Genomic DNA, 19,983 nt, shown 5'->3' with positions numbered 1-19,983 from the left:
AGCGCCATGCCCGGACCCCGAAGAGACCTCCGCGGCCCCGCCCGGCCCGCCCGGCCCGCCCGCAGGATCGCCGCCCTCGTCGGGGCGCAGGTCCTGGCGGCCGCCCTCGCCGGGCTCGGCGCGCTCCCGGCCCACGCGGCGGACACGGCGGGCGCGGCCGCGACCTGCTTCGGAGCGGCCGCCACCGGTACGCGCGGCACGCCCGGCGACGACGTCCTCATCGGCACGCCCGGGCGCGACGTCCTCGACGGCGGCGACGGCAACGACCTGATCTGCGGCCTCGGCGAGGGCGACGTCCTGCTCGGCGGCGCGGGCGACGACAGGATCGCGGGCGGGGCGGGCGACGACCAGGCCGACGGCGGCCCGGGCGCCGACCTCCTCGTCGGCGACGACGCCGCCTGGACCGGCGGGGCCTCCGGCCCGACGGGCCGGGACCACCTCGTCGGCGGCGGCGGGGCCGACACCCTGGTCGGCGACCACTTCGCCGTGCAGGGCACGGCCGACGGCGCCTCCGCCGACCTGCTCTTCGGCGGCGACGGCGAGGACTCCCTGATCGGCGACAGCGCGGGCGACCGCGCGACCGGCGGGGCGGACGACCGCCTCGACGGCGGCCGCGACAGCGACAGCCTGACCGGCGACTCCAGCGGCTTCCGGGGTGCGACCGGCGCCGGCGACGACGTCCTGCTGGAGGGCGAGGGCGAGACCGGCCAGGCGGTCGGCGACAGCGCCTCCGTCCTCGGCGACACCGCCGGCAGCGGCGGCGACGACCTGATCGACCTCGGCGCGGACGGCGGGTACGGCGCCTGGGGCGACCACCGGGCCTACTCCGGCAAGGCCGTCGGCTCCGGCAACGACCGCATCATGGGCGGCAGCGCGGACGAGACCGTCCTCGCCGGCGACAGCGGCGTCGGCGACCCCTCCGGCGCGACCGCCGGCAACGACGTGATCGACGGCCGCGGCGGCAACGACCTCATCGTCGGCGACAACACCGACTCCCGGTTCGCCCGGGACTCCGTCGGCACGGCGGGCGGCATCGACTTCCTCACCGGCGGATCCGGCGACGACCTGCTGCGCGGCGGCCCGGCCAACGACACCCTGAACGGCCTCACCGGCACGGACGACTGCGACGGCGAGTCCGGCACGAACGTCCGCATCGACTGCGAACTCTGACGGCGCGGGCCGGGCACCGGGCAGCCGGGCAGGCAGGCGCGGAGACCGGGCGCCCGTCACCCGTTCGGCCCACGGCAGCTCGCCCGGGCGGCCCGGCCCCCGCACGCTCGAATGGCCCCACCCGTTCGAGCGAGAGGCCAGGTGGCGCGATGGCGACCACACCCACTCAGACACCCGCGGGCCGCCCCGGCGGCACCGGCGACTGGGCGACCGGCGGCACCGTGTTCGCCGGCGTCATGCTCGCCGTCATCGGCGTGCTCGCGATCTTCGAGGGCATCGCCGCGATCGCCGAGGACGAGGTCTACCAGCGCATCGGCAACTACACCTTCAAGCTGGACCTGACCGGCTGGGGCTGGATCCACCTGATCCTCGGCATCCTGGCCCTGGCGGCAGGCCTGGCCCTGCTCAAGAACGGCGCCCTGTGGGCGCGCATCGCCGGCATCGCACTGGCCTGCCTGTCGCTGATCGCGCACTTCCTGTGGCTGCCGTACCAGCCCTGGTGGTCGGTGATCGCCATCGCCATCGCGATCTTCGTCATCTGGGCCCTGTGCAAGGACCCCGGGTACCCGCCGGACGCCCGCGTCTGACGACCCTCAGCGCAGCGCGAACAGCACGACCAGCGACACGGCGCCCAGGGCGGCCGGTGCGATGACCTCGTAGGACCAGCGCACCCGTACGCCGCCCTGGGCGCCCGCGCGCGAGGCCCCGCGCTCGGCGAGCTCCCGCAGCTCGTCGACGACCCGGTCCGCGGACGCCCGCTGCGGCTCGGCGGCGGAGCCGTCCGCGGCGCCGCCCCCGGCCTCCGGCCCGGACGGCTTCACGGTCAGGCCGCGCCCGGTCAGCCCGCCGCGGCGGCTGAGCCGCCCGCGCTGCGCCCTCTTCCGCTCGCGCAGCGAGACGGGGACGGACCACAGCTGGTAGGTGGAGCCCTCGGCCAGCACCTCGGCGGAGTACCCGGCGCGCACCGTGTCCACGGCCGCCCAGGGCAGCTCGATCACGCGGAACGGGTTGCGGACCCGCATCCGGTCCTCGTTGGCGAAGACGGCCGGGCGCATCGTGAACGCCACGATCATCGGCACCGCGAAGAGGGCGGCGGCGGCCCCGAACCAGCGGGCCGAACCCTCACCCCGGACGATCGCGTCGCCGCAGAGCCATGCGATCAGCGCCAGCAGCAGGACCCCGGTGACGACGGCCATGGGGGAGCGGTAGACCCGGTCGTCGTAGACCGGCTCGTCAGGAGGCTGCTGGCTGCTCATGCGCCCGATTCTGCCTCACCCGCCCCCGGACGACGACCCCCTGCGCGGCCCCCGTCCCGGCCGCCCGACGGGCGGGTCAGGCGCCGCCGCGGCGCGCGCGCAGCAGCCGGGCCGCGGCCGTCGCGCCCGTGATCGCGACCAGCCCGGCGCCCGCCGCGACCGCGACCGCGCCGTCCTCCGCCGCGGTTGCGGCGGACGCCGTCGTGACGAGCGCCGCGGGCGCGGCCGCCGCCCCCGCCTGCACGGCCGGGGCCGCGGCCTCCTCCGCAGGCGCCGACGCAGGCGCCGAGGCGGACGCCGCCGCGGGCCGGGCGGCGGCCGGCTTCACGGCCGCGCCCTTCGCCGGCAGCGGGTAGGAGGCCGTCGCCCCGTCCTGCGTGACGACGAGCACCGGCGCACCGGTGTCCGCCTTGGCCAGCCGCAGCCCGAGCCCGTTCACGGTGTCCCCGGGGTGGCTCCGGTCCAGCAGCGCGAGCACCCGCACCATGTACGGGTCGCCGGGCTTCCACTGGGTGCCGACGGCGCGGATCCAGGCTTCCGGGCCCTCCGGCCCGTTCCGCAGCACCGCGACGAGCCCCTCGCCGATGTACACCGGCTCGCCCGCGTACCGGTCGGCGCCGTCCGACGCGGCATCCCCGCCGTACGCCGCGGACGCGCCCTGCGGGGCCTGCGCGGCGACGGCCGTGTACACCCCGCTCGCGGCGGGCCAGAGCAGCGCGCCCGCGAGGGCGGCGGTGACGAGCGGGGTGCGGAGGGCGGGGGCGGTACGCATCACGGCTCCTGGAGCTGTGTCGAGGATAGGCGGGAGAGTCGCATGCCGCGCGTTCTCGGGCGGGGCGGGCGGTCGCCGGGTCGGGCCGTGGTCCGTGGTCCGGGAGGTCTGGCGGGCTGCTGGGAAAAATCTATGCGCGGGTTTCGGCCGGACCGTCGGATTCCCGTCATGGCCGTGTAACGGCGGTGACCAGCGCCTTTGCACACCCCTCACAGCACGGATGCGGCCGACCCCGCACAGATGTGCAGCCTTGGGGGGTGACAGGCCGCTACGCGCGTAGATATGCTCGTCTGGTGACCATGCCCACCACCCTCACCGCATTCGCCGACGTGACGACGTCCGACAGTGCGCTGCGCCGCTTCCTGCACGGGCTGCCCGGCGTGGACGCCGTCGGCCTGGAGGCCCGCGCGGCCGCGCTCGGGACCCGTTCGATCAAGACGACGGCCAAGGCGTACGCCATCGACCTCGCCATCTCGATGATCGACCTGACCACGCTTGAGGGTGCCGACACCCCGGGCAAGGTCCGTGCGCTCGCCGCGAAGGCCGTCCACCCCGACCCGACCGACCGTACGACGCCCATGACCGCAGCGGTCTGCGTCTACCCGGACATGGTGGCCACCGCGAAGGCCGCCCTGAACGGCGCCGACGTCAAGGTGGCGTCCGTCGCGACCGCCTTCCCGGCCGGCCGCGCCGCGCTGCCCGTCAAGCTCGCCGACACCCGCGACGCCGTCGCCGCCGGCGCCGACGAGATCGACATGGTCATCGACCGTGGCGCCTTCCTCGCCGGCCGCTACCTGGAGACGTACGAGCTGATCAGGTCCGTGAAGGAGGCGTGTGTCCGCGAGGACGGCACCGCCGCCCGCCTGAAGGTCATCTTCGAGACCGGCGAGCTGTCGACGTACGACAACATCCGCCGCGCCTCCTGGATCGGCATGCTCGCCGGCGCCGACTTCATCAAGACCTCGACCGGCAAGGTGGGCACCAACGCCACCCCGGCCAACACCCTCCTGATGCTGGAGGCCGTCCGCGACTTCCGGGCGCAGACCGGCATCCAGATCGGCGTGAAGCCGGCCGGCGGCATCCGCACGACCAAGGACGCGATCAAGTTCCTGGTCCTGGTCAACGAGACCGCGGGCGAGGACTGGCTGACCAGCGAGTGGTTCCGCTTCGGCGCCTCCAGCCTGCTCAACGACCTGCTGATGCAGCGCCAGAAGCTGACGACCGGCCGTTACTCCGGTCCCGACTACGTGACGGTGGACTGATCACCATGGCATCTGCATTCGAGTACGCACCGGCTCCCGAGTCCCGCTCGGTCGTCGACATCGCCCCCTCCTACGGCCTCTTCATCGACGGCGAGTTCACCGACGCGGCCGACGGCAAGGTCTTCAAGACCGTCTCGCCGTCCACCGAGGAGGTCCTCTCCGAGGTCGCCCAGGCCGGCGCCGCCGACGTCGACCGCGCCGTGAAGGCCGCCCGCAAGGCCTTCGAGAAGTGGTCCGCCCTGCCCGGCGCCGAGCGCGCCAAGTACCTCTTCCGCATCGCCCGGATCATCCAGGAGCGCAGCCGCGAGCTGGCCGTCCTGGAGACCCTCGACAACGGCAAGCCGATCAAGGAGACCCGCGACGCGGACCTCCCGCTGGTCGCCGCGCACTTCTTCTACTACGCGGGCTGGGCCGACAAGCTCGGCCACGCCGGCTACGGCGCCGACCCGCGCCCGCTCGGCGTCGCCGGCCAGGTCATCCCGTGGAACTTCCCGCTGCTGATGCTGGCGTGGAAGATCGCCCCGGCGCTCGCCGCGGGCAACACCGTCGTCCTCAAGCCCGCCGAGACGACCCCGCTGTCGGCCCTGTTCTTCGCGGACATCTGCCGCCAGGCCGGGCTGCCCAAGGGCGTCGTCAACATCATTCCCGGCTACGGGGACGCGGGCGCCGAGCTCGTCGCGCACCCGGACGTCAACAAGGTCGCCTTCACCGGCTCCACCGCGGTCGGCAAGGCCATCGCCCGCCAGGTCGCCGGCACCGGCAAGAAGCTCACCCTGGAGCTGGGCGGCAAGGGCGCCAACATCGTCTTCGACGACGCGCCGATCGACCAGGCCGTCGAGGGCATCGTCGGCGGCATCTTCTTCAACCAGGGCCAGGTCTGCTGCGCCGGGTCCCGCCTGCTCGTCCAGGAGTCGATCCACGACGAGCTGCTGGACTCCCTCAAGCGCCGCCTGTCCACCCTGCGCCTCGGCGACCCGCTCGACAAGAACACCGACATCGGCGCGATCAACTCCGCGGAGCAGCTTGCCCGGATCACGGCGCTCGCCGAGACCGGCGAGGCCGAGGGCGCCGAGCGCTGGTCCCCGGCGTGCGAGATGCCGTCCTCCGGCTACTGGTTTGCCCCGACGCTGTTCACGAACGTCACCCAGGCGCACACCATCGCCCGCGACGAGATCTTCGGCCCGGTGCTGTCGGTGCTGACCTTCCGCACGCCCGACGAGGCCGTGGCGAAGGCCAACAACAGCCAGTACGGCCTGTCCGCGGGCATCTGGACGGAGAAGGGCTCGCGCATCCTGGCCGTCGCGAACAAGCTCCGCGCGGGTGTCGTCTGGGCCAACACGTTCAACAAGTTCGACCCGACCTCGCCCTTCGGCGGCTACAAGGAGTCGGGCTTCGGCCGCGAGGGCGGTCGCCACGGTCTGGAGGCCTACCTCGATGTCTGAGTCGACCACGCGACTGAACGTCTTCAAGACCTACAAGCTGTACGTCGGCGGGAAGTTCCCGCGTTCCGAGAGCGGCCGGGTGTACGAGGTGACGGACTCGAAGGGCAAGTGGCTGGCCAACGCCCCCCTCTCCTCCCGCAAGGACGCCCGCGACGCGGTCGTCGCCGCCCGCAAGGCGTTCGGCGGCTGGTCGGGCGCGACCGCGTACAACCGCGGCCAGATCCTCTACCGCATCGCCGAGATGCTGGAGGGCCGCCGCGAGCAGTTCGTCCGCGAGGTCGGCGAGGCGGAGGGGCTGTCGAAGTCCAAGGCGGCCGCCGTCGTGGACGCCGCGATCGACCGCTGGGTCTGGTACGCGGGCTGGACCGACAAGATCGGCCAGGTCGTGGGCGGCGCCAACCCGGTCGCGGGCCCGTACTTCAACCTGTCGACGCCCGAGCCGACCGGTGTCGTCGCGGTCGTCGCCCCGCAGGAGTCGTCCTTCCTCGGCCTGGTCTCGGTGATCGCCCCGGTGATCGCGACGGGCAACACCGCCGTCGTCATCGCCTCCGAGAAGGCCCCGCTGCCGGCGCTGTCCCTCGGCGAGGTGCTCGCCACGTCCGACCTGCCCGGCGGCGTGGTGAACGTCCTCTCCGGCAAGGCCTCCGAGATGGGCCCGCACCTGGCGGCCCACCAGGACGTCAACGCGATCGACCTGGCGGGCGCCGGCGAGGCGCTGGCCAAGGAGCTGGAGACCGCGGCGGCCGACAACCTCAAGCGCGTCCTGCGTCCACAGCCTGTGGACGACTGGAGCGCCGACCCGGGCACGTCGCGCATGACGGCGTTCCTGGAGACCAAGACGGTCTGGCACCCGACCGGCTCCCTCGGCGCCTCCGGCTCCAGCTACTAGCCGGACCGCGCCCCGCGCGGAACGCGGGAAGGGCCGTCGGCGGCACACCTGTGCCGCCGACGGCCCTTCTGCTGCCCGGGGCCGCCTACTGCGGGAGGACGGGCCCCAGGAGCGACGACACGGCCGCCGTCGGCAGCTCCCTGACCGAAGGGCCCTGGGTGAGCGCGCCGGTGACCATGCCGGTGCCGACCGCCGGGAAGTCCGCGACCTTCGTGGCGATGCCGTTGTCCAGGGGGTCCACCCCGGTTTTGGCGAGCGGGTTCACCTTCAGGTTCGCGATCGGGTCGACGACGCCGGACACGGCCGCCGGGACCGACAGTTCGCCCGCCTCGGCGCCGCCGGCCGCCATCGCGAGGGCCGCGCCGGCCATGGAGAGCGTGAGGCCCGCGGAGCGCGCGGAGCGCAGGGCGCTGGACGTGCCGGGGGCTGCGTGACGTGCCATGGGGTTCCCGCCTGTGGTCGTGTTCGCGTGCGCACGCAGCGTAGTGGAGGTGTGATCCTGGATACCAACCGCCCGCATATGGCATCCCCTGCGCGGGGGAATGCGTCACACTGGTGTCCCGTGAGCTTCTCCTCTCCTTCGCCTGCGCGTGTCGTCCTGTTGACCGGTCCTTCGGGTTCCGGAAAGTCCTCGCTGGCCGCCCGGTCCGGGCTTCCCGTGCTCCGCCTGGACGACTTCTACAAGGAGGCCGGCGACCCGTCCCTCCCCCTGGTCGAGGGAAGCTCCGACATCGACTGGGACTCCCCGCTCTCCTGGGACGCCGACACCGCCGTCGCCGCGGTCGCCGACCTGTGCCGCACCGGCCGCACCGAGGTCCCCGTCTACGACATCTCGACGTCCTCCCGCACCGGCACGGAGACCCTCGACACCGCGGGCGCGCCGCTGTTCATCGCCGAGGGCATCTTCGCCGCCGACATAGCGGCCCGCTGCCAGGACCTCGGCCTCCTCGCCGACGCGATCTGCCTGCGCGGCCGGCCCTCCACCACCTTCCGCCGCCGCCTGCTCCGGGACCTGCGCGAGGGCCGCAAGTCCGTGCTGTTCCTGCTGCGGCGCGGCCTGCGCCTGATGCGGGCCGAGCGGGGCATCGTCGCCCGCCACACCGCCCTCGGCGCGCACCCCTGCGGCCGCGACGAGGCCCTGGGCCGCCTGGCCGCCGCCGCGGCCGGCCGCCACCGCGCCCCCGCCGCCGCGGCCTGACCCGGCCTCACCCCCCCCCGGCCGCGGACGTGCGAAGGCGGGACCCTGCGGACCCCCGACCGCATGATCCCGCCTCCATCCCCCCCAATGGCCCCCGTCCCACCCCCGTAGGACGGGCCCCCCGGCCAGTGGTCTTTTCCGGCTACGCGACGAGCTCCTCGAAGGACTCGGACTCGTCGCGGCCGAAGCTCAGCACCTCGTCGTCGCGCAGGCGGCGCAGGGAGCGCCAGATGCTCGACTTCACCGTGCCGACGCTGATGCCCAGGATCTCCGCGATCTCCGGGTCGGTGCGGCCCTCGTAGTAGCGCAGCACCAGCATCGTGCGCTGCGGCTCCGGGATGCGGGCCAGCGCCTGCCACAGCACCGCGCGCAGCTCCGTCCCGCGCATCGCGTCGGTGTCGGCGGCGGCCTCCGGCAGTTCCTCCGTCGGGTACTCGTTCAGCTTCCGCCGGCGCCAGGCGCTGATGTGCAGGTTCGTCATGGTGCGGCGCAGGTAGCCCCCGACGGCCGCCTTGTCGCTGATCCGGTCCCAGGCCCGGTACGTCGAGAACAGCGCGCTCTGGAGCAGGTCCTCCGCCTCGTGCCGGTCGCCCGTCAGGTGGAAGGCCGTCGCGTACAGCGCGGCCCGCCGCTCCCGGACGTACGCGGTGAACTCCGCCTCCGAGTCGGAGGACAGGCGCGGCGCCGGCCCGGTCGGGGCGGCGGGAGCCGCGGCCCGGTAGGTGTTCGCGTCGATGGCCACCGTGTGCGCCTGCCGGGGACGGGCGACCGCCACCGACCGGGCACCCGCCCGGCGGTTCACATCGTGCAGCCGCGTGACAACCGCGCTGGTGGTGGTGCTGTGCAGCGTGTTCATCTCGCGCCCCCCGTCGTAGGTCTGCTTCGGTTACCGGGCTCCTGCTCGGTGCGTTGGTAGAAGCCTGCCCCCCGGACATAACCGGGCTGTCCGCCGACTGTCACAGGCGTGTCACAGCGCCGCGCCGCACCCCCCGCGGCGCCGCTCCGCGCACGACGGTCGAACTCCCGACTGCCCATGGGACAGAATGTGGCCGTGCCTTTCCTGTTGCTGATCGAGGACGACGACGCCATCCGCACGGCCCTCGAACTCTCCCTGACCCGCCAGGGCCACCGCGTGGCCACTGCGGCGACGGGCGAGGACGGTCTGAAGATGCTGCGCGAGCAGCGCCCGGACCTGATCGTGCTGGACGTGATGCTGCCCGGGATCGACGGCTTCGAGGTGTGCCGGCGGATCCGCCGCACCGACCAGCTGCCGATCATCCTGCTGACCGCGCGCAGCGACGACATCGACGTGGTCGTCGGCCTGGAGTCGGGCGCCGACGACTACGTTGTCAAGCCCGTCCAGGGCCGGGTGCTCGACGCCCGGATCAGGGCGGTCCTGCGCCGCGGCGAGCGGGAGGCCAGCGACTCGGCCGTCTTCGGGTCCCTGGTCATCGACCGGGCCGCGATGACGGTCACGAAGAACGGCGAGGACCTCCAGCTCACCCCGACCGAGCTGCGGCTGCTGCTGGAGCTCAGCCGCCGGCCCGGCCAGGCCCTCTCCCGCCAGCAGCTGCTGCGGCTGGTGTGGGAGCACGACTACCTCGGCGACTCCCGCCTCGTGGACGCCTGCGTCCAGCGGCTGCGCGCCAAGGTCGAGGAAGTGCCGTCCTCCCCGACCCTCATCCGGACCGTCCGCGGGGTCGGCTACCGCCTGGACTCGCCGCAGTGATCAACGCTCTGTTCGCGGGCCTTCGCTGGACCAGCCTGCGGCTGCGGCTCCTCCTGGTCTTCTCCCTCGTCGCGCTGGTCGCCGCCGTGTCCGCCTCGGGCATCGCGTACTGGCTCAACCGCGAGGCCGTCCTGACCCGCACCCAGGAGGCCGCCCTCGGCGACTTCCGGCAGGAGATGCAGGACCGGGCCGCGGCCCTGCCCGCCGACCCCACCCCGGAGGAACTCCAGCGCACCGCCGACCTGATGGCCGGCAGCGCCCCCGGATACAGCGTGCTGCTGCTGGACGAGCGGCCCGACGGGCGTACGGTCTACGGCGCGGCCGGCCCGGACGCCTTCCGGCTGGAGGACGTCCCCGAGTCCCTGCGGCGGGCCGTGAACGACCGCCAGAAGGCCACTGCCGCGCACGACGCCGAGTACCACATGTACTGGCAGCGCACGAAGCCGCACGGCAAGCCGTACCTCGTCGGCGGCACCCGTATCGTCGGCGGCGGCCCGACGGGCTACATGTACAAGTCGCTCGCGCAGGAGCGCGACGACCTGAACACCCTCGGCTGGTCCCTCGCCATCGCCACCGTGCTGGCGCTGCTCGGCTCGGCCCTGCTGGCGCAGGTGGCCGCCCGCACCGTCCTCAAGCCCGTCCAGCGGCTCGGCGACGCCGCGCGCCGCCTCGGCGAGGGCGAACTCGACCACCGGCTCGACGTCTCCGGCAACGACGAACTCGCCGACCTCTCGCACACCTTCAACAAGACGGCCGAGGCGCTGGAGAAGAAGGTCGCCGACATGAGCGCTCGCGAGGAGGCCAGCCGCCGCTTCGTCGCCGACATGTCGCACGAGCTGCGCACCCCCCTCACCGCGCTGACAGCCGTCGCCGAGGTGCTGGAGGAGGAGGTCGACGACCTCGACCCGATGATCGCGCCCGCGGTCACCCTCGTCGTCAGCGAGACCCGCCGGCTGTACGACCTCGTCGAGAACCTGATGGAGGTCACCCGCTTCGACGCCGGGACGGCCCGCCTCGTCATCGACGACGTCGACGTCGCCGACCAGGTCACCGCCTGCATCGACGCCCGGGCCTGGCTCGACGCCGTCGAACTCGACGCCGAGCGCGGCATCGTCGCCCGGCTCGACCCGCGCCGCCTCGACGTCATCCTCGCCAACCTCATCGGCAACGCCCTCAAGCACGGCGGCTCGCCGGTGCGGGTCTCCGTGCGCGTCGAGGGGGAGTGGCTGGTCATCGCGGTCCGCGACAACGGCCCCGGCATCCCCGAAGAGGTGCTGCCGCACGTCTTCGACCGCTTCTACAAGGCCAGCGCGTCCCGCCCGAAGTCCGACGGCAGCGGCCTGGGCCTGTCCATCGCCGTGGAGAACGCGCACATCCACGGCGGCGAGATCACCGCGGCCAACGCGGAGGGAGGCGGCGCGCTGTTCACGCTGCGCCTGCCGGTGGACGTGGGGAAGGTGATCGCCGGTGGCGGCGCGCAGGAGTAGGGCGGCCGCGGCGGCCGCGGTCGCGGGGGTGCTGGCGTCCCTGACGGCCGGGTGCGGGATCCGGGCGACGACCGTCCCCGTCGACGTCGGGCCGGCCCCCTCGCGGGTCTCCTGCGACATCCCGGCCCAGCAGGGCGGGGCGCAGGGCTTCCGGGCGACCGTGGAGCTCGTGTGCGGCTCGCAGCTGGTCGGGGTCGAGCGGATCGTCCCGATGGCGGCGGAGAAGAAGCCCGCCCGGACGGCCGCCCTGGCAGCCGCGGAGGCGCTGCTGGCCGCCCTGGAGCGGGAGCCCGGCCACGACGAGCGGGAGGCGGGCTTCACGACCTCCGTCCCCAACGGGCTGACGGTCGCCCCGCTGCGGGCGGCCGACCCCGCCGGAACGGTACGCCTCAGCCGCAAGCCCGAGGACCTGCCGCCGGTCGCGCTTGCCCAGGTGGTGTGCACCTTCGCCGGCAACAAGACCGTCTCGGCCGGACCGGGCCCGGTCGTCCTCGGCGGCCCGGACAGCGACCCGCCGCGCGCCTGGGAGTGCACGGACGCCGTCCGCGCCCGCCCGGAGTCGGTCCCGACGCTGGGCGAGCTGGTCCGCCCGGTGCCGTCGGCCGCGACGCCTGCGCCGACACCGACCGGCTGACCAACGCGCGCTGCCCGTAAGTCCGTTCGGGTCATCGCCCAAGGGATGCGGTACCGACCCGTACTCGTCGAGGAGTACGGGTCGGTACGGGATTGAGTCGCAGGCGCGGGTGGCAGTCCACGCGTATGCCACCACGGAAGAGGCCGCCCCGGCCCAACGCCACCGCGATGAAGATGATCGGCGAGCAGGTCGCCACCGGCCGGGTCGCCAAGAAGCTCACCCAGAGCCAACTCGCCGACCTGGTCAACATGGACTGCGAGACCATCGCCTCCATCGAGCAGGGGCGGCGCGTCCTGATGCCCGACGTGGCCGAGCGGATGGACCGGGCCCTGGGACTCCCCGGAGTGCTCGCCGTCGCCGCCCTGCGGATGCCGGAGGTCGACATGATCCCGGCCTGGGCCGAGGAGTACTTCGAGCGGGAGCGCGAGGCCCTCGCGCTGTCCTGGTTCGACACGATGATCGTGCCCGGCCTGCTCCAGACCGAGGCCTACGCCCGCGCCGTCCTGTCCTGCCGCGTCCCGTACGTGGGGGAGGCCAAGGTCGAACTCCAGACGGCGCGTCGGATGAAGCGCCAGGAGATACTGCGCCGGGCCGTGCCGCCGACGCTCTCGTTCGTGATCTGGGAGCCCGCCCTGCGGGACCGGATCGGGGGGCCGAATGTGTACCGGGAGCAGATCCGGCACCTGCGGGAGTGTGCGGAGATGCCGTCGGTCTCGGTGCAGGTGCTGCCGCTGGGACTCACCGCACAGGCGGGGCTCAATGGCCCCTTCATCCTCGTGGAAACACCCCAGTTCCAGCACCTCGCCTACTCCGAGACGCAGCGCGGCAGCCTCCTCGTCCGCGACCCGAACGAGGTCAGCATCCTCACGCAGAAGTATGCGATGCTGCGGTCCCAGGCCCTCAACGTGGCAGAGACCAAGGGGCTGTTGGACCGGCTGCTAGGAGAGTCATGAGCACCGAACTCGTGTGGTTCAAGTCCAGCTACAGCGGTGACGAGGGCGGGGCGTGCGTCGAAGTCGCCTACGACTGGCGGAAGTCCAGCCACAGCGGTGACGAGGGAGACGCATGCGTAGAGGTCTCCGCGAGGTGGCACATCTCCAGCCACAGCAACGACGAAGGCGGGGCCTGCGTGGAGGTGGCCGCCTGCCCGCACGTCGTGCACGTCCGGGACTCCAAGGTCGACGGCGGTCCCGTCCTGGACGTGGCCCCGGCCAGTTGGGCCGCGCTCACCGGCTGGGTGGCGGCGTAGTCCCGCCAGAACGCCGACGGGCCCCGGACCGCGAGGGTCCGGGGCCCGTACGGGCGTTTCGGCGGCGGGCTCAGAGGCCCATGGCCGCCGAGAGGTCCTTCTTGACCGCGTCCAGGACCTCCTGGCCGCGGACGCGGGCCGCCGCCAGGTCGGAGGCCTCGGCCACGGGGACGACGACCTCCAGGTAGCACTTCAGCTTGGGCTCCGTGCCGGACGGGCGGCAGATCACCCGGGCCTTGTAGTCGCCCTCCAGGTAGTAGCGCAGGCCGTCCGTCGGCGGGAGTGTGTCCGTGCCCCGGTTCAGGTCCTCCGCCGAGACCACCCGCAGGCCCGCCAGGGAGGCCGGCGGCTGCGCCCGCAGCTGCGCCATCGCGTTCGCGATGACCGACAGGTCCTCCACGCGGACCGACAGCTGGTCGGTGTGGTGCAGGCCGTGGGCCATGGCCAGGTCGTCCAGCAGGTCGGTCAGGGTGCGGCCCTGCTCCTTGAGCTCCGAGGCCAGCTCCGCCACCAGCAGGGCGGCGGTGATGCCGTCCTTGTCGCGGACGCCCTCGGGGTCCACGCAGTAGCCGAGCGCCTCCTCGTAGCCGTAGCGCAGGCCGTCGACGCGGGCGATCCACTTGAAGCCCGTCAGGGTCTCCTCGTAGCCGACGCCGGCCGCCTCCGCGATCCGGCCGAGCAGGCTGGAGGAGACGATCGACTCGGCGAAGACGCCCTGCGCGCCCTTGTGGACCAGGTGGGCGGCGAGGAGCGCGCCGACCTCGTCGCCGCGCAGCATCCGCCAGCCGCCGGGTGCCGCCGCGTCCGGGACGGCCACCGCGCAGCGGTCGGCGTCCGGGTCGTTCGCGATGACGATGTCCGGGCGGACCTCGGCGGCCTTCGCGAAGGCCAGGTCCATGGCGCCCGGCTCCTCCGGGTTCGGGAACGCCACCGTCGGGAAGTCCGGGTCCGGCTCGGCCTGCTCGGCGACCAGGACCGGCTCGGGGAAGCCGTGCCGGGCGAACGCCGCCAGGACGACGTCCTTGCCGACGCCGTGCATGGCCGTGTAGACGGTGCGCACGCCGCGCGGGGAGCCCGGCGTCAGCACCGCGTCCGTACGGGCCAGGTACGCCTCCAGCACCTCCTCGCCGAGCTCCTCCCAGCCGGACTCCGGGCGCGGCACGGACGCCAGGGTGTCCACCCGGGCGATCTCGGCCGCGATCCCGGCGTCCGCGGGGGAGACGATCTGCGAGCCGTCGCCGAGGTACACCTTGTAGCCGTTGTCCCGGGGCGGGTTGTGGCTCGCGGTCACCTCGACGCCGGCGACGGCGCCGAGGTGCCGTATGGCGTACGCGAGGACGGGCGTCGGCAGGGGGCGGGGCAGGACGGCCGCGCGCAGGCCGGCACCGGTCATGACGGCGGCGGTGTCGCGGGCGAAGTCCGCGGACTTGTGGCGCGCGTCGTAGCCGATCACCACCAGCCCGCCGGCGTGGCCCTGGGCCTTCAGGTACGCGGCGAGGCCCGCCGCGGCCCGGATGACCACCGAGCGGTTCATCCGCATCGGGCCGGCGCCGATCTCGCCGCGCAGCCCGGCGGTGCCGAACTGGAGGGTGCCGGAGAACCGGGCCGCCAGCTCGGCGGTGTCGCCCGCCTCGATGAGGCCGGCGAGCTCCTGCGCCGTCTCCGGGTCGGGGTCCTCGGCCAGCCAGGCGCGCGCCCGGGTGATCAGGTCGTCCTGTTCCTGCACTACTTCCGCCTTTGTCTCTCGTACGGTGCCGGTGCCTCAGATGCGGGCGAGGACCTGGGTCAGCAGCTTGCCCATGCGGGCGGCCGAGTCGCGGCCGGCCTGGAGGACCTCTTCGTGGTTCAGCGGCTCGCCGGACAGGCCCGCCGCCAGGTTGGTGACCAGGGAGATGCCGAGCACCTCGGCGCCGGCCTCGCGGGCGGCGATGGCCTCCAGGACCGTGGACATGCCGACGAGGTCGGCGCCCAGGACGCGGACCATGTTGATCTCGGCCGGGGTCTCGTAGTGCGGCCCGGGGAACTGGGCGTAGACGCCCTCCTCCAGGGTCGGGTCGATCTCCTTGCACATCGCGCGCAGGGCGGGCGAGTACAGGTCGGTCAGGTCCACGAAGTTCGCGCCGACGATCGGGGAGGCCGCCGTCAGGTTCAGGTGGTCGCTGATCAGGACCGGCTGGCCGGGCGCCATGCCCTCGCGCAGGCCGCCGCAGCCGTTGGTCAGCACGACGGTCTTGCAGCCCGCGGCGACGGCGGTGCGGACGCCGTGGGCGACGGCGGCGACGCCGAGGCCCTCGTAGAAGTGGGTGCGGCCCAGGAAGACCAGGGCGCGCTTGTCGCCGATCTTGTACGAGCGGATCTTGCCGCCGTGGCCCTCGACCGCGGGGGGCGGGAAGCCGGGCAGCTCGGTGACGGGGAATTCGGACTCGGGGGTGCCGAGCGCCTCCGCGGCGGGGGCCCAGCCGGAGCCCATGACCAGGGCGACGTCGTGGGTCTCGGCGCCGGTGAGCTCGCGCAGGCGCGCGGCGGCGGCGTCTGCGGCGGCGTGGGGGTCGGTAACAGATGCGTTCACGCAGACGAGCGTAGCCGCTTATCGCCTACGCGCGTAGATGGCGCTGCTCACGGTGTTCGGATCGTTGCCTTGTCGTTTCCGCCGAATCGTCCTGCTGCGCCGGGGGCGTCCGGTTCGGCCGCACGCCCGCGACCTGCGATAACGCAGACGGCCGCCGGGTGCCGGCGGGCGCGCGGGGCGGGCTCAGCAGGGGCGCTTGCGCAGTTCCATCACGTAGTCGTGCGGGGCGCCCGCGGACTCCGCGGCGTCGGCGATCTCGCCCAGGTAGCGCGCGGACGGCAGGCCGCCCTCGTACCCGTTCAGCACGTAGCACCAGGCGGCCTCCTCGCCGTCCAGCGTGTGCACGCGGATCCGCATCCGGCGGTAGATGTCGAGGCCGACGCCCTCCCACCGGTCCATGGAGTCCTCGTCCAGGGGCGCGATGTCGTAGAGGGCGACGAAGACCTGCTGGCGGGGGGCCTCGACGATGGTGGCGAGGGCGCCCTCCCAGCCCATCTGCTCGCCGCCGAAGGTCAGCCGCCAGTCGTTGATCCAGCCCGTTCCGCGCAGCGGCGAATGCGGGGCGCGGCGCGTCATCAGCCGCGGGTCGAGGTTGCCGGCGTACGCGGCGTAGAGCGACATGGAGTCGAGGGTACGGGAGGGGCGGGCCGGGGCGCCTGCCCGGTGGCATAGCCCGTACGGAGTCGCGGGCGGGGCCGGCCGGGGGACCGGGGGAGAAGCACCTTGAAGCGTGCGGGACAATGGAGGGCGGAATGCATCCCCCGGGGAGACCCCCCGGAAGCCCCGGCCGGGGCGGCGCTCGGCCGGGTATACGTGAGGCGGAGTTTTCGTGACCCGGATCGTGATCATCGGCGGCGGACCCGGCGGGTATGAGGCGGCCCTGGTGGGGGCCCAGCTCGGCGCGGAGGTGACCGTCGTCGACTGCGACGGCCTCGGCGGCGCATCGGTCCTGACCGACTGCGTGCCCTCCAAGACCCTCATCGCGACCGCCGAGGTCATGACGAACTTCGACTCCTCGTACGAGGAGCTCGGCATCGTCGTCGCGGACGACACCCCGCCCGTCGAGCAGTCCGCCCGCATCATCGGCGTCGACCTCGGCAAGGTGAACCGCCGCGTCAAGCGCCTCGCGCTCGCCCAGTCGCACGACATCACCGCCTCCGTCACCCGGGCGGGCGCACGTGTCATCCGCGGCCGCGGCCGCCTCGGCGGCCCGCAGGGCATCGACGGCACGCGCGACGTGATCGTCACCGCCGCCGACGGCACCGAGCAGATCCTCACGGCCGACGCCGTGCTGATCGCGACCGGCGGCACCCCCCGCGAGATCCCCGACGCCATGCCCGACGGCGAGCGCATCCTGAACTGGACGCAGGTCTACGACCTGGAGGAGCTCCCCGAGGAGCTCATCGTGGTCGGCTCCGGCGTCACCGGCGCCGAGTTCGCCGGCGCCTACCAGGCCCTCGGCTCGCGCGTCACGCTGATCTCGTCCCGCGACCGGGTGCTGCCCGGCGAGGATCCCGACGCCGCCGCCGTCCTGGAGGACGTCTTCCGCCGCCGCGGAATGAACGTCGTCGGGCGGGCCCGCGCCGAGTCCGCCAAGCGGGTCGGCGACCGCGTCGAGGTCACCCTCTCCGACGGGCGCGTCATCACCGGCACCCACTGCCTGATGGCCGTCGGCGCCATCCCCAACACCAAGGGCATGAACCTGGAGGAGTCCGGCGTCCGGCTCAAGGACTCCGGCCACATCTGGACCGACAAGGTCTCCCGCACCACCTCCCCCGGCGTGTACGCGGCCGGCGACGTCACCGGCGTGTTCGCGCTCGCGTCCGTCGCCGCCATGCAGGGGCGCATCGCCATGTACCACTTCCTCGGCGACGCGGTCACCCCGCTGAACCTCAAGACGGTCTCCTCGAACGTCTTCACCGACCCCGAGATCGCGACCGTCGGCTACACCCAGGCCGACGTCGACGCCGGCCGCATCGACGCCCGCGTCGTCAAGCTGCCGCTGCTGCGGAACGCGCGCGCCAAGATGCAGGGCATCCGCGACGGCTTCGTGAAGCTGTTCTGCCGCCCCGGCACCGGGATCGTCGTCGGCGGCGTCGTCGTCTCGCCGCGCGCGAGCGAACTGATCCACCCGATCTCGATCGCCGTCGACAACAACCTGACCGTCGAGCAGATCGCAAACGCGTTCACCGTGTACCCCTCGCTGTCGGGATCGATCGCGGAAGTGGCGCGCCAGCTTCAGACCCGAAAGACGGAAGGCGAAGGCTGACAGGCCGCAAATCCGGCCAACCTCCGCATAAACAGCGGAGGTTGGCGGCGGTGTCGGCCTGGACGGCGGAACACGGGGACACCCGACCGACCGCGTATACCACTAACTCCCCCGCCTTATGGACAACTTCGGTATTCCGGCGCAAGGAGCTGAAAGCAGACGGTCGCCCGGGTTACTGTCAGTTTCGTGTTCGCTGCAGAACGTCGCCAGTTGATTCTCGAAATGGTGCGCGCGAACGGAGCGGTATCGCTCCGGGAGCTCGCCCGCGTCGTCCAGACCTCCGAAGTGACCGTACGGCGGGACGTGCGGGCACTGGAGGCCGAAGGACTCCTCGACCGCCGGCACGGCGGTGCGGTCCTCCCCGGCGGGTTCACCCGCGAGTCCGGGTTCCCGCAGAAGTCGCACCTCGCCACGGCGGAGAAGACCGCCATCGCCGACGTCGCGGCCGGCCTCGTCGAAGAGGGCGAGGCCGTCGTCGTCGGCGCGGGCACCACCACCCAGGAGCTCGCCCGCCGGCTCGCCCGTGTGCCGGGGCTGACCGTGGTCACCAACTCCCTGCTCGTCGCCCAGGCCCTGGCACACGCCAACCGGGTCGAGGTCGTCATGACCGGCGGGACCCTGCGCGGGTCCAACTACGCGCTGGTCGGCAGCGGAGCCGAGCAGTCGCTGCAGGGCCTGCGGGTCTCCCGCGCGTTCCTCTCCGGCAGCGGCCTGACGGCCGAGCGCGGGCTGTCCACGTCGAACATGCTGTCGGCGAGCGTCGACCGGGCGCTGGTCCAGGCGGCCGCGGAGGTCGTGGTCCTCGCGGACCACACCAAGCTCGGCACCGACACCATGTTCCAGACGGTGCCGACGGACGTCATGACCCGGCTCGTCACGGACGAGCCGCCGCCGCACGACGACCGGGCCGCCACCGAACTCCAGGCCCTCGCGGACCAGGGAGTCCAGATCACCGTGGCCGGCACGGCTGCCTCCGGCTCCGCCTCCGGCGTGGACGGCATGCAGGGCCGCCGCCCCCGCCGCGAGGGCCCCCTCCCGGTCCAGCGCCGCGGTGCCACCCCCCTGCGCAGCGCCCCGGCGTCCCTCCTGGACCCCCAGTCCCAGGACCGCAGGGTGGCAGACCTCCGCCGCCGCTGACCGGCCCCCGGCCCGACGCCTCAATCGCCGGCGGGGCTTGCCCTTCGCCCGGCGCGGGCGGCACCGGATCCCCGGCGGGGCTCCGCGCAAGCTTGTGGGGCGGAGCCCCGCATCACGGCGGCCGGGTCACTCCGCGAGGGGCAGGCACTCCGCGAGCAGGTCGACGACGTCCCGCCAGGCGCGCTGCGCATGCCGCGGGTGGTAGCCGACGCCGGGGCGCACGGTGTGGCCGACCGGCGGGTGGTGGAAGGCGTGCAAGGCGCCGCCGTAGACCACGAGGCGCCAGTCGACGCCCGCGGCCTGCATCTCGGCGGCGAATGCGTCCCGTTGCGCGGGCGGCATGATCGGGTCTTCCGACCCGACCCCCGCCCATACCGGGCAGCCGATGCGTGCCGTTTCGCCCGGGCGGCCCGTGGTCAGTCCGTTGACCGTCGCAATCGCGCGCAGGCCGACGCCGTCGCGGCCGAGTTCCAGCGCGATCGCGCCCCCGGTGCCGTAGCCGACGGCGGCGATCCGGTCCGGGTCGGTCCGCGGCTCGGCGCGGAGCACGTCGAGCGCCGCGTGGCCGATGCCCCGCATCCGGCCGGGGTCGGCGAGCAGCGGCATGCAGCGGGCCAGCATCTCCTCGGGGTCGCCCAGGTAGCGTCCGCCGTGGAGGTCGAAGGCCAAGGCCACGTATCCCAGCTCGGCGAGCGCGTCGGCCCGGCCGCGTTCGACGTCGCTGAGCCCCACCCCTTCGGGCCCGACCAGGACCCCGGGCCGGCGGTCGGCACCGGCCGGGAGCGCGAGGTGCCCGATCATCGTCAGGCCGTCGGCCGCGTACGCGATCGTGCGCGTCCTCACCGTCGTCATGGGCCTGACTCTAGTGACCACCGAGTCCGGTCGGGCGGCGTTCTGCCGCCGGCGGAAACGGACGCGCG

21 protein-coding genes are annotated in these 19,983 nt (G+C 73.6%); 13 read left to right on the top strand and 8 right to left on the bottom strand.

Annotated features, from left to right (window positions below; translation table 11 throughout):
* Nucleotides 1-6 precede the first annotated feature (6 nt).
* Together MUK52_RS11690 and MUK52_RS11685 are read left to right on the top strand one after the other, a co-directional pair.
* A complete protein-coding gene (locus MUK52_RS11690; RefSeq protein ID WP_284575902.1) occupies nt 7-1,170 on the top strand; it encodes a calcium-binding protein in 1,164 nt (387 codons plus the stop codon).
* Between the two features lie 149 nt (nt 1,171-1,319).
* Nucleotides 1,320-1,757, top strand: a complete 438-nt coding sequence (locus MUK52_RS11685) for a DUF7144 family membrane protein (protein WP_114053861.1) — start codon at nt 1,320-1,322, stop codon at nt 1,755-1,757.
* 6 nt (nt 1,758-1,763) lie between these two features.
* On the opposite strand, the gene MUK52_RS11680 is transcribed toward MUK52_RS11685, so the two are convergent.
* Complete coding sequence (locus tag MUK52_RS11680) at nt 1,764-2,426, bottom strand: PH domain-containing protein (protein WP_284575901.1); 663 nt, start codon at nt 2,424-2,426, stop codon at nt 1,764-1,766.
* 76 nt (nt 2,427-2,502) lie between these two features.
* Complete coding sequence (locus tag MUK52_RS11675; RefSeq protein WP_284575900.1) at nt 2,503-3,198, bottom strand: hypothetical protein; 696 nt, start codon at nt 3,196-3,198, stop codon at nt 2,503-2,505.
* A gap of 299 nt (nt 3,199-3,497) precedes the next feature.
* Here MUK52_RS11675 and deoC point away from each other — a divergent pair, with 299 nt between their 5' ends.
* From deoC to MUK52_RS11660, 3 genes are read left to right on the top strand one after another with little or no spacing between them, the layout of a single operon-like run.
* Complete coding sequence (gene deoC / locus MUK52_RS11670; protein ID WP_114058433.1) at nt 3,498-4,460, top strand: deoxyribose-phosphate aldolase; 963 nt, start codon at nt 3,498-3,500, stop codon at nt 4,458-4,460.
* Between the two features lie 5 nt (nt 4,461-4,465).
* Nucleotides 4,466-5,902 carry an aldehyde dehydrogenase family protein gene (locus MUK52_RS11665; RefSeq protein WP_114053864.1) on the top strand — a complete coding sequence of 479 codons (1,437 nt, stop codon included), beginning with the start codon at nt 4,466-4,468 and terminating at the stop codon, nt 5,900-5,902.
* Complete coding sequence (locus tag MUK52_RS11660) at nt 5,895-6,791, top strand: aldehyde dehydrogenase family protein (RefSeq protein ID WP_114053865.1); 897 nt, start codon at nt 5,895-5,897, stop codon at nt 6,789-6,791. The genes MUK52_RS11665 and MUK52_RS11660 overlap by 8 nt, the downstream gene beginning before the upstream one ends.
* 85 nt (nt 6,792-6,876) lie before the next feature.
* On the opposite strand, the gene MUK52_RS11655 is transcribed toward MUK52_RS11660, so the two are convergent.
* On the bottom strand, nt 6,877-7,233 hold the full coding sequence (locus MUK52_RS11655) for a hypothetical protein (RefSeq protein ID WP_284575898.1): 357 nt from the start codon (nt 7,231-7,233) through the stop codon (nt 6,877-6,879).
* A 78-nt stretch (nt 7,234-7,311) separates the two neighbouring features.
* Between MUK52_RS11655 and MUK52_RS11650 the strand changes: the two genes are divergently transcribed.
* The gene (locus tag MUK52_RS11650; protein WP_502963558.1) at nt 7,312-7,989 is read left to right on the top strand and encodes a uridine kinase; all 678 of its coding nucleotides are present in this window, start codon (nt 7,312-7,314) and stop codon (nt 7,987-7,989) included.
* A 142-nt stretch (nt 7,990-8,131) separates the two neighbouring features.
* Here MUK52_RS11650 and MUK52_RS11645 read toward each other — a convergent pair whose 3' ends face one another.
* A complete protein-coding gene (locus MUK52_RS11645) occupies nt 8,132-8,845 on the bottom strand; it encodes a SigE family RNA polymerase sigma factor (RefSeq protein ID WP_284575897.1) in 714 nt (237 codons plus the stop codon).
* A 195-nt stretch (nt 8,846-9,040) separates the two neighbouring features.
* Between MUK52_RS11645 and afsQ1 the strand changes: the two genes are divergently transcribed.
* From afsQ1 to MUK52_RS11620, 5 genes are all read left to right on the top strand, one after another.
* A complete protein-coding gene (gene afsQ1 / locus MUK52_RS11640; RefSeq protein ID WP_174250340.1) occupies nt 9,041-9,718 on the top strand; it encodes a two-component system response regulator AfsQ1 in 678 nt (225 codons plus the stop codon).
* Nucleotides 9,715-11,205, top strand: coding sequence for an ATP-binding protein (locus MUK52_RS11635; RefSeq protein ID WP_284575896.1), 1,491 nt, complete (start codon nt 9,715-9,717; stop codon nt 11,203-11,205). Before afsQ1 ends, MUK52_RS11635 begins: the two co-directional genes overlap by 4 nt.
* Nucleotides 11,186-11,839 carry a hypothetical protein gene (locus MUK52_RS11630; protein WP_284575895.1) on the top strand — a complete coding sequence of 218 codons (654 nt, stop codon included), beginning with the start codon at nt 11,186-11,188 and terminating at the stop codon, nt 11,837-11,839. Before MUK52_RS11635 ends, MUK52_RS11630 begins: the two co-directional genes overlap by 20 nt.
* A gap of 125 nt (nt 11,840-11,964) precedes the next feature.
* Nucleotides 11,965-12,792 carry a helix-turn-helix domain-containing protein gene (locus MUK52_RS11625; protein ID WP_284575894.1) on the top strand — a complete coding sequence of 276 codons (828 nt, stop codon included), beginning with the start codon at nt 11,965-11,967 and terminating at the stop codon, nt 12,790-12,792.
* A complete protein-coding gene (locus tag MUK52_RS11620) occupies nt 12,789-13,088 on the top strand; it encodes a DUF397 domain-containing protein (protein WP_114053871.1) in 300 nt (99 codons plus the stop codon). Before MUK52_RS11625 ends, MUK52_RS11620 begins: the two co-directional genes overlap by 4 nt.
* Before the next feature lie 70 nt (nt 13,089-13,158).
* Here MUK52_RS11620 and MUK52_RS11615 read toward each other — a convergent pair whose 3' ends face one another.
* The 3 genes from MUK52_RS11615 to MUK52_RS11605 all read right to left on the bottom strand — a co-directional run bounded on the left by MUK52_RS11615 (nt 13,159) and on the right by MUK52_RS11605 (nt 16,278).
* Entirely contained in the window at nt 13,159-14,814 is a 1,656-nt protein-coding gene (locus MUK52_RS11615; RefSeq protein WP_114053872.1) for a phospho-sugar mutase, read from the bottom strand.
* Between the two features lie 36 nt (nt 14,815-14,850).
* On the bottom strand, nt 14,851-15,657 hold the full coding sequence (locus MUK52_RS11610; RefSeq protein ID WP_114053873.1) for a purine-nucleoside phosphorylase: 807 nt from the start codon (nt 15,655-15,657) through the stop codon (nt 14,851-14,853).
* Between the two features lie 183 nt (nt 15,658-15,840).
* Nucleotides 15,841-16,278 (bottom strand): gamma-glutamylcyclotransferase family protein, encoded by a 438-nt coding sequence (locus MUK52_RS11605; protein WP_007266087.1) that lies wholly within the window; start codon nt 16,276-16,278, stop codon nt 15,841-15,843.
* 208 nt (nt 16,279-16,486) lie between these two features.
* Between MUK52_RS11605 and MUK52_RS11600 the strand changes: the two genes are divergently transcribed.
* Complete coding sequence (locus tag MUK52_RS11600) at nt 16,487-17,926, top strand: NAD(P)H-quinone dehydrogenase (protein WP_114053874.1); 1,440 nt, start codon at nt 16,487-16,489, stop codon at nt 17,924-17,926.
* A gap of 186 nt (nt 17,927-18,112) precedes the next feature.
* Entirely contained in the window at nt 18,113-19,063 is a 951-nt protein-coding gene (locus MUK52_RS11595) for a DeoR/GlpR family DNA-binding transcription regulator (RefSeq protein WP_114053875.1), read from the top strand.
* 126 nt (nt 19,064-19,189) lie between these two features.
* Here the strand turns inward: MUK52_RS11595 and MUK52_RS11590 are convergent, their stop codons facing one another.
* The gene (locus MUK52_RS11590) at nt 19,190-19,915 is read right to left on the bottom strand and encodes a dienelactone hydrolase family protein (protein ID WP_284575890.1); all 726 of its coding nucleotides are present in this window, start codon (nt 19,913-19,915) and stop codon (nt 19,190-19,192) included.
* Between the last annotated feature and the right edge of the window lie 68 nt (nt 19,916-19,983).

Origin of the sequence: Streptomyces sp. 2P-4 (assembly GCF_030167965.1) — a bacterium.
GTDB lineage: Bacteria > Actinomycetota > Actinomycetes > Streptomycetales > Streptomycetaceae > Streptomyces > Streptomyces globosus_A.
This window is presented reverse-complemented; position numbering and strand designations above follow the sequence as displayed.

Bases quoted from the DNA above. Each gene is read 5' to 3' on its own strand.
- MUK52_RS11660 (WP_114053865.1), top strand. From the start codon at position 5,895: ATGTCTGAGTCGACCACGCGACTGAACGTCTTCAAGACCTACAAGCTG.
- MUK52_RS11675 (WP_284575900.1), bottom strand. From the start codon at position 3,198: ATGCGTACCGCCCCCGCCCTCCGCACCCCGCTCGTCACCGCCGCCCTC.
- MUK52_RS11645 (WP_284575897.1), bottom strand. From the start codon at position 8,845: ATGAACACGCTGCACAGCACCACCACCAGCGCGGTTGTCACGCGGCTG.
- MUK52_RS11655 (WP_284575898.1), bottom strand. From the start codon at position 7,233: ATGGCACGTCACGCAGCCCCCGGCACGTCCAGCGCCCTGCGCTCCGCG.
- MUK52_RS11650 (WP_502963558.1), top strand. From the start codon at position 7,312: ATGGCATCCCCTGCGCGGGGGAATGCGTCACACTGGTGTCCCGTGAGC.
- deoC (WP_114058433.1), top strand. From the start codon at position 3,498: ATGCCCACCACCCTCACCGCATTCGCCGACGTGACGACGTCCGACAGT.
- MUK52_RS11685 (WP_114053861.1), top strand. From the start codon at position 1,320: ATGGCGACCACACCCACTCAGACACCCGCGGGCCGCCCCGGCGGCACC.
- MUK52_RS11665 (WP_114053864.1), top strand. From the start codon at position 4,466: ATGGCATCTGCATTCGAGTACGCACCGGCTCCCGAGTCCCGCTCGGTC.
- MUK52_RS11605 (WP_007266087.1), bottom strand. From the start codon at position 16,278: ATGTCGCTCTACGCCGCGTACGCCGGCAACCTCGACCCGCGGCTGATG.
- MUK52_RS11680 (WP_284575901.1), bottom strand. From the start codon at position 2,426: ATGAGCAGCCAGCAGCCTCCTGACGAGCCGGTCTACGACGACCGGGTC.
- MUK52_RS11690 (WP_284575902.1), top strand. From the start codon at position 7: ATGCCCGGACCCCGAAGAGACCTCCGCGGCCCCGCCCGGCCCGCCCGG.
- MUK52_RS11620 (WP_114053871.1), top strand. From the start codon at position 12,789: ATGAGCACCGAACTCGTGTGGTTCAAGTCCAGCTACAGCGGTGACGAG.
- MUK52_RS11590 (WP_284575890.1), bottom strand. From the start codon at position 19,915: ATGACGACGGTGAGGACGCGCACGATCGCGTACGCGGCCGACGGCCTG.
- MUK52_RS11625 (WP_284575894.1), top strand. From the start codon at position 11,965: ATGCCACCACGGAAGAGGCCGCCCCGGCCCAACGCCACCGCGATGAAG.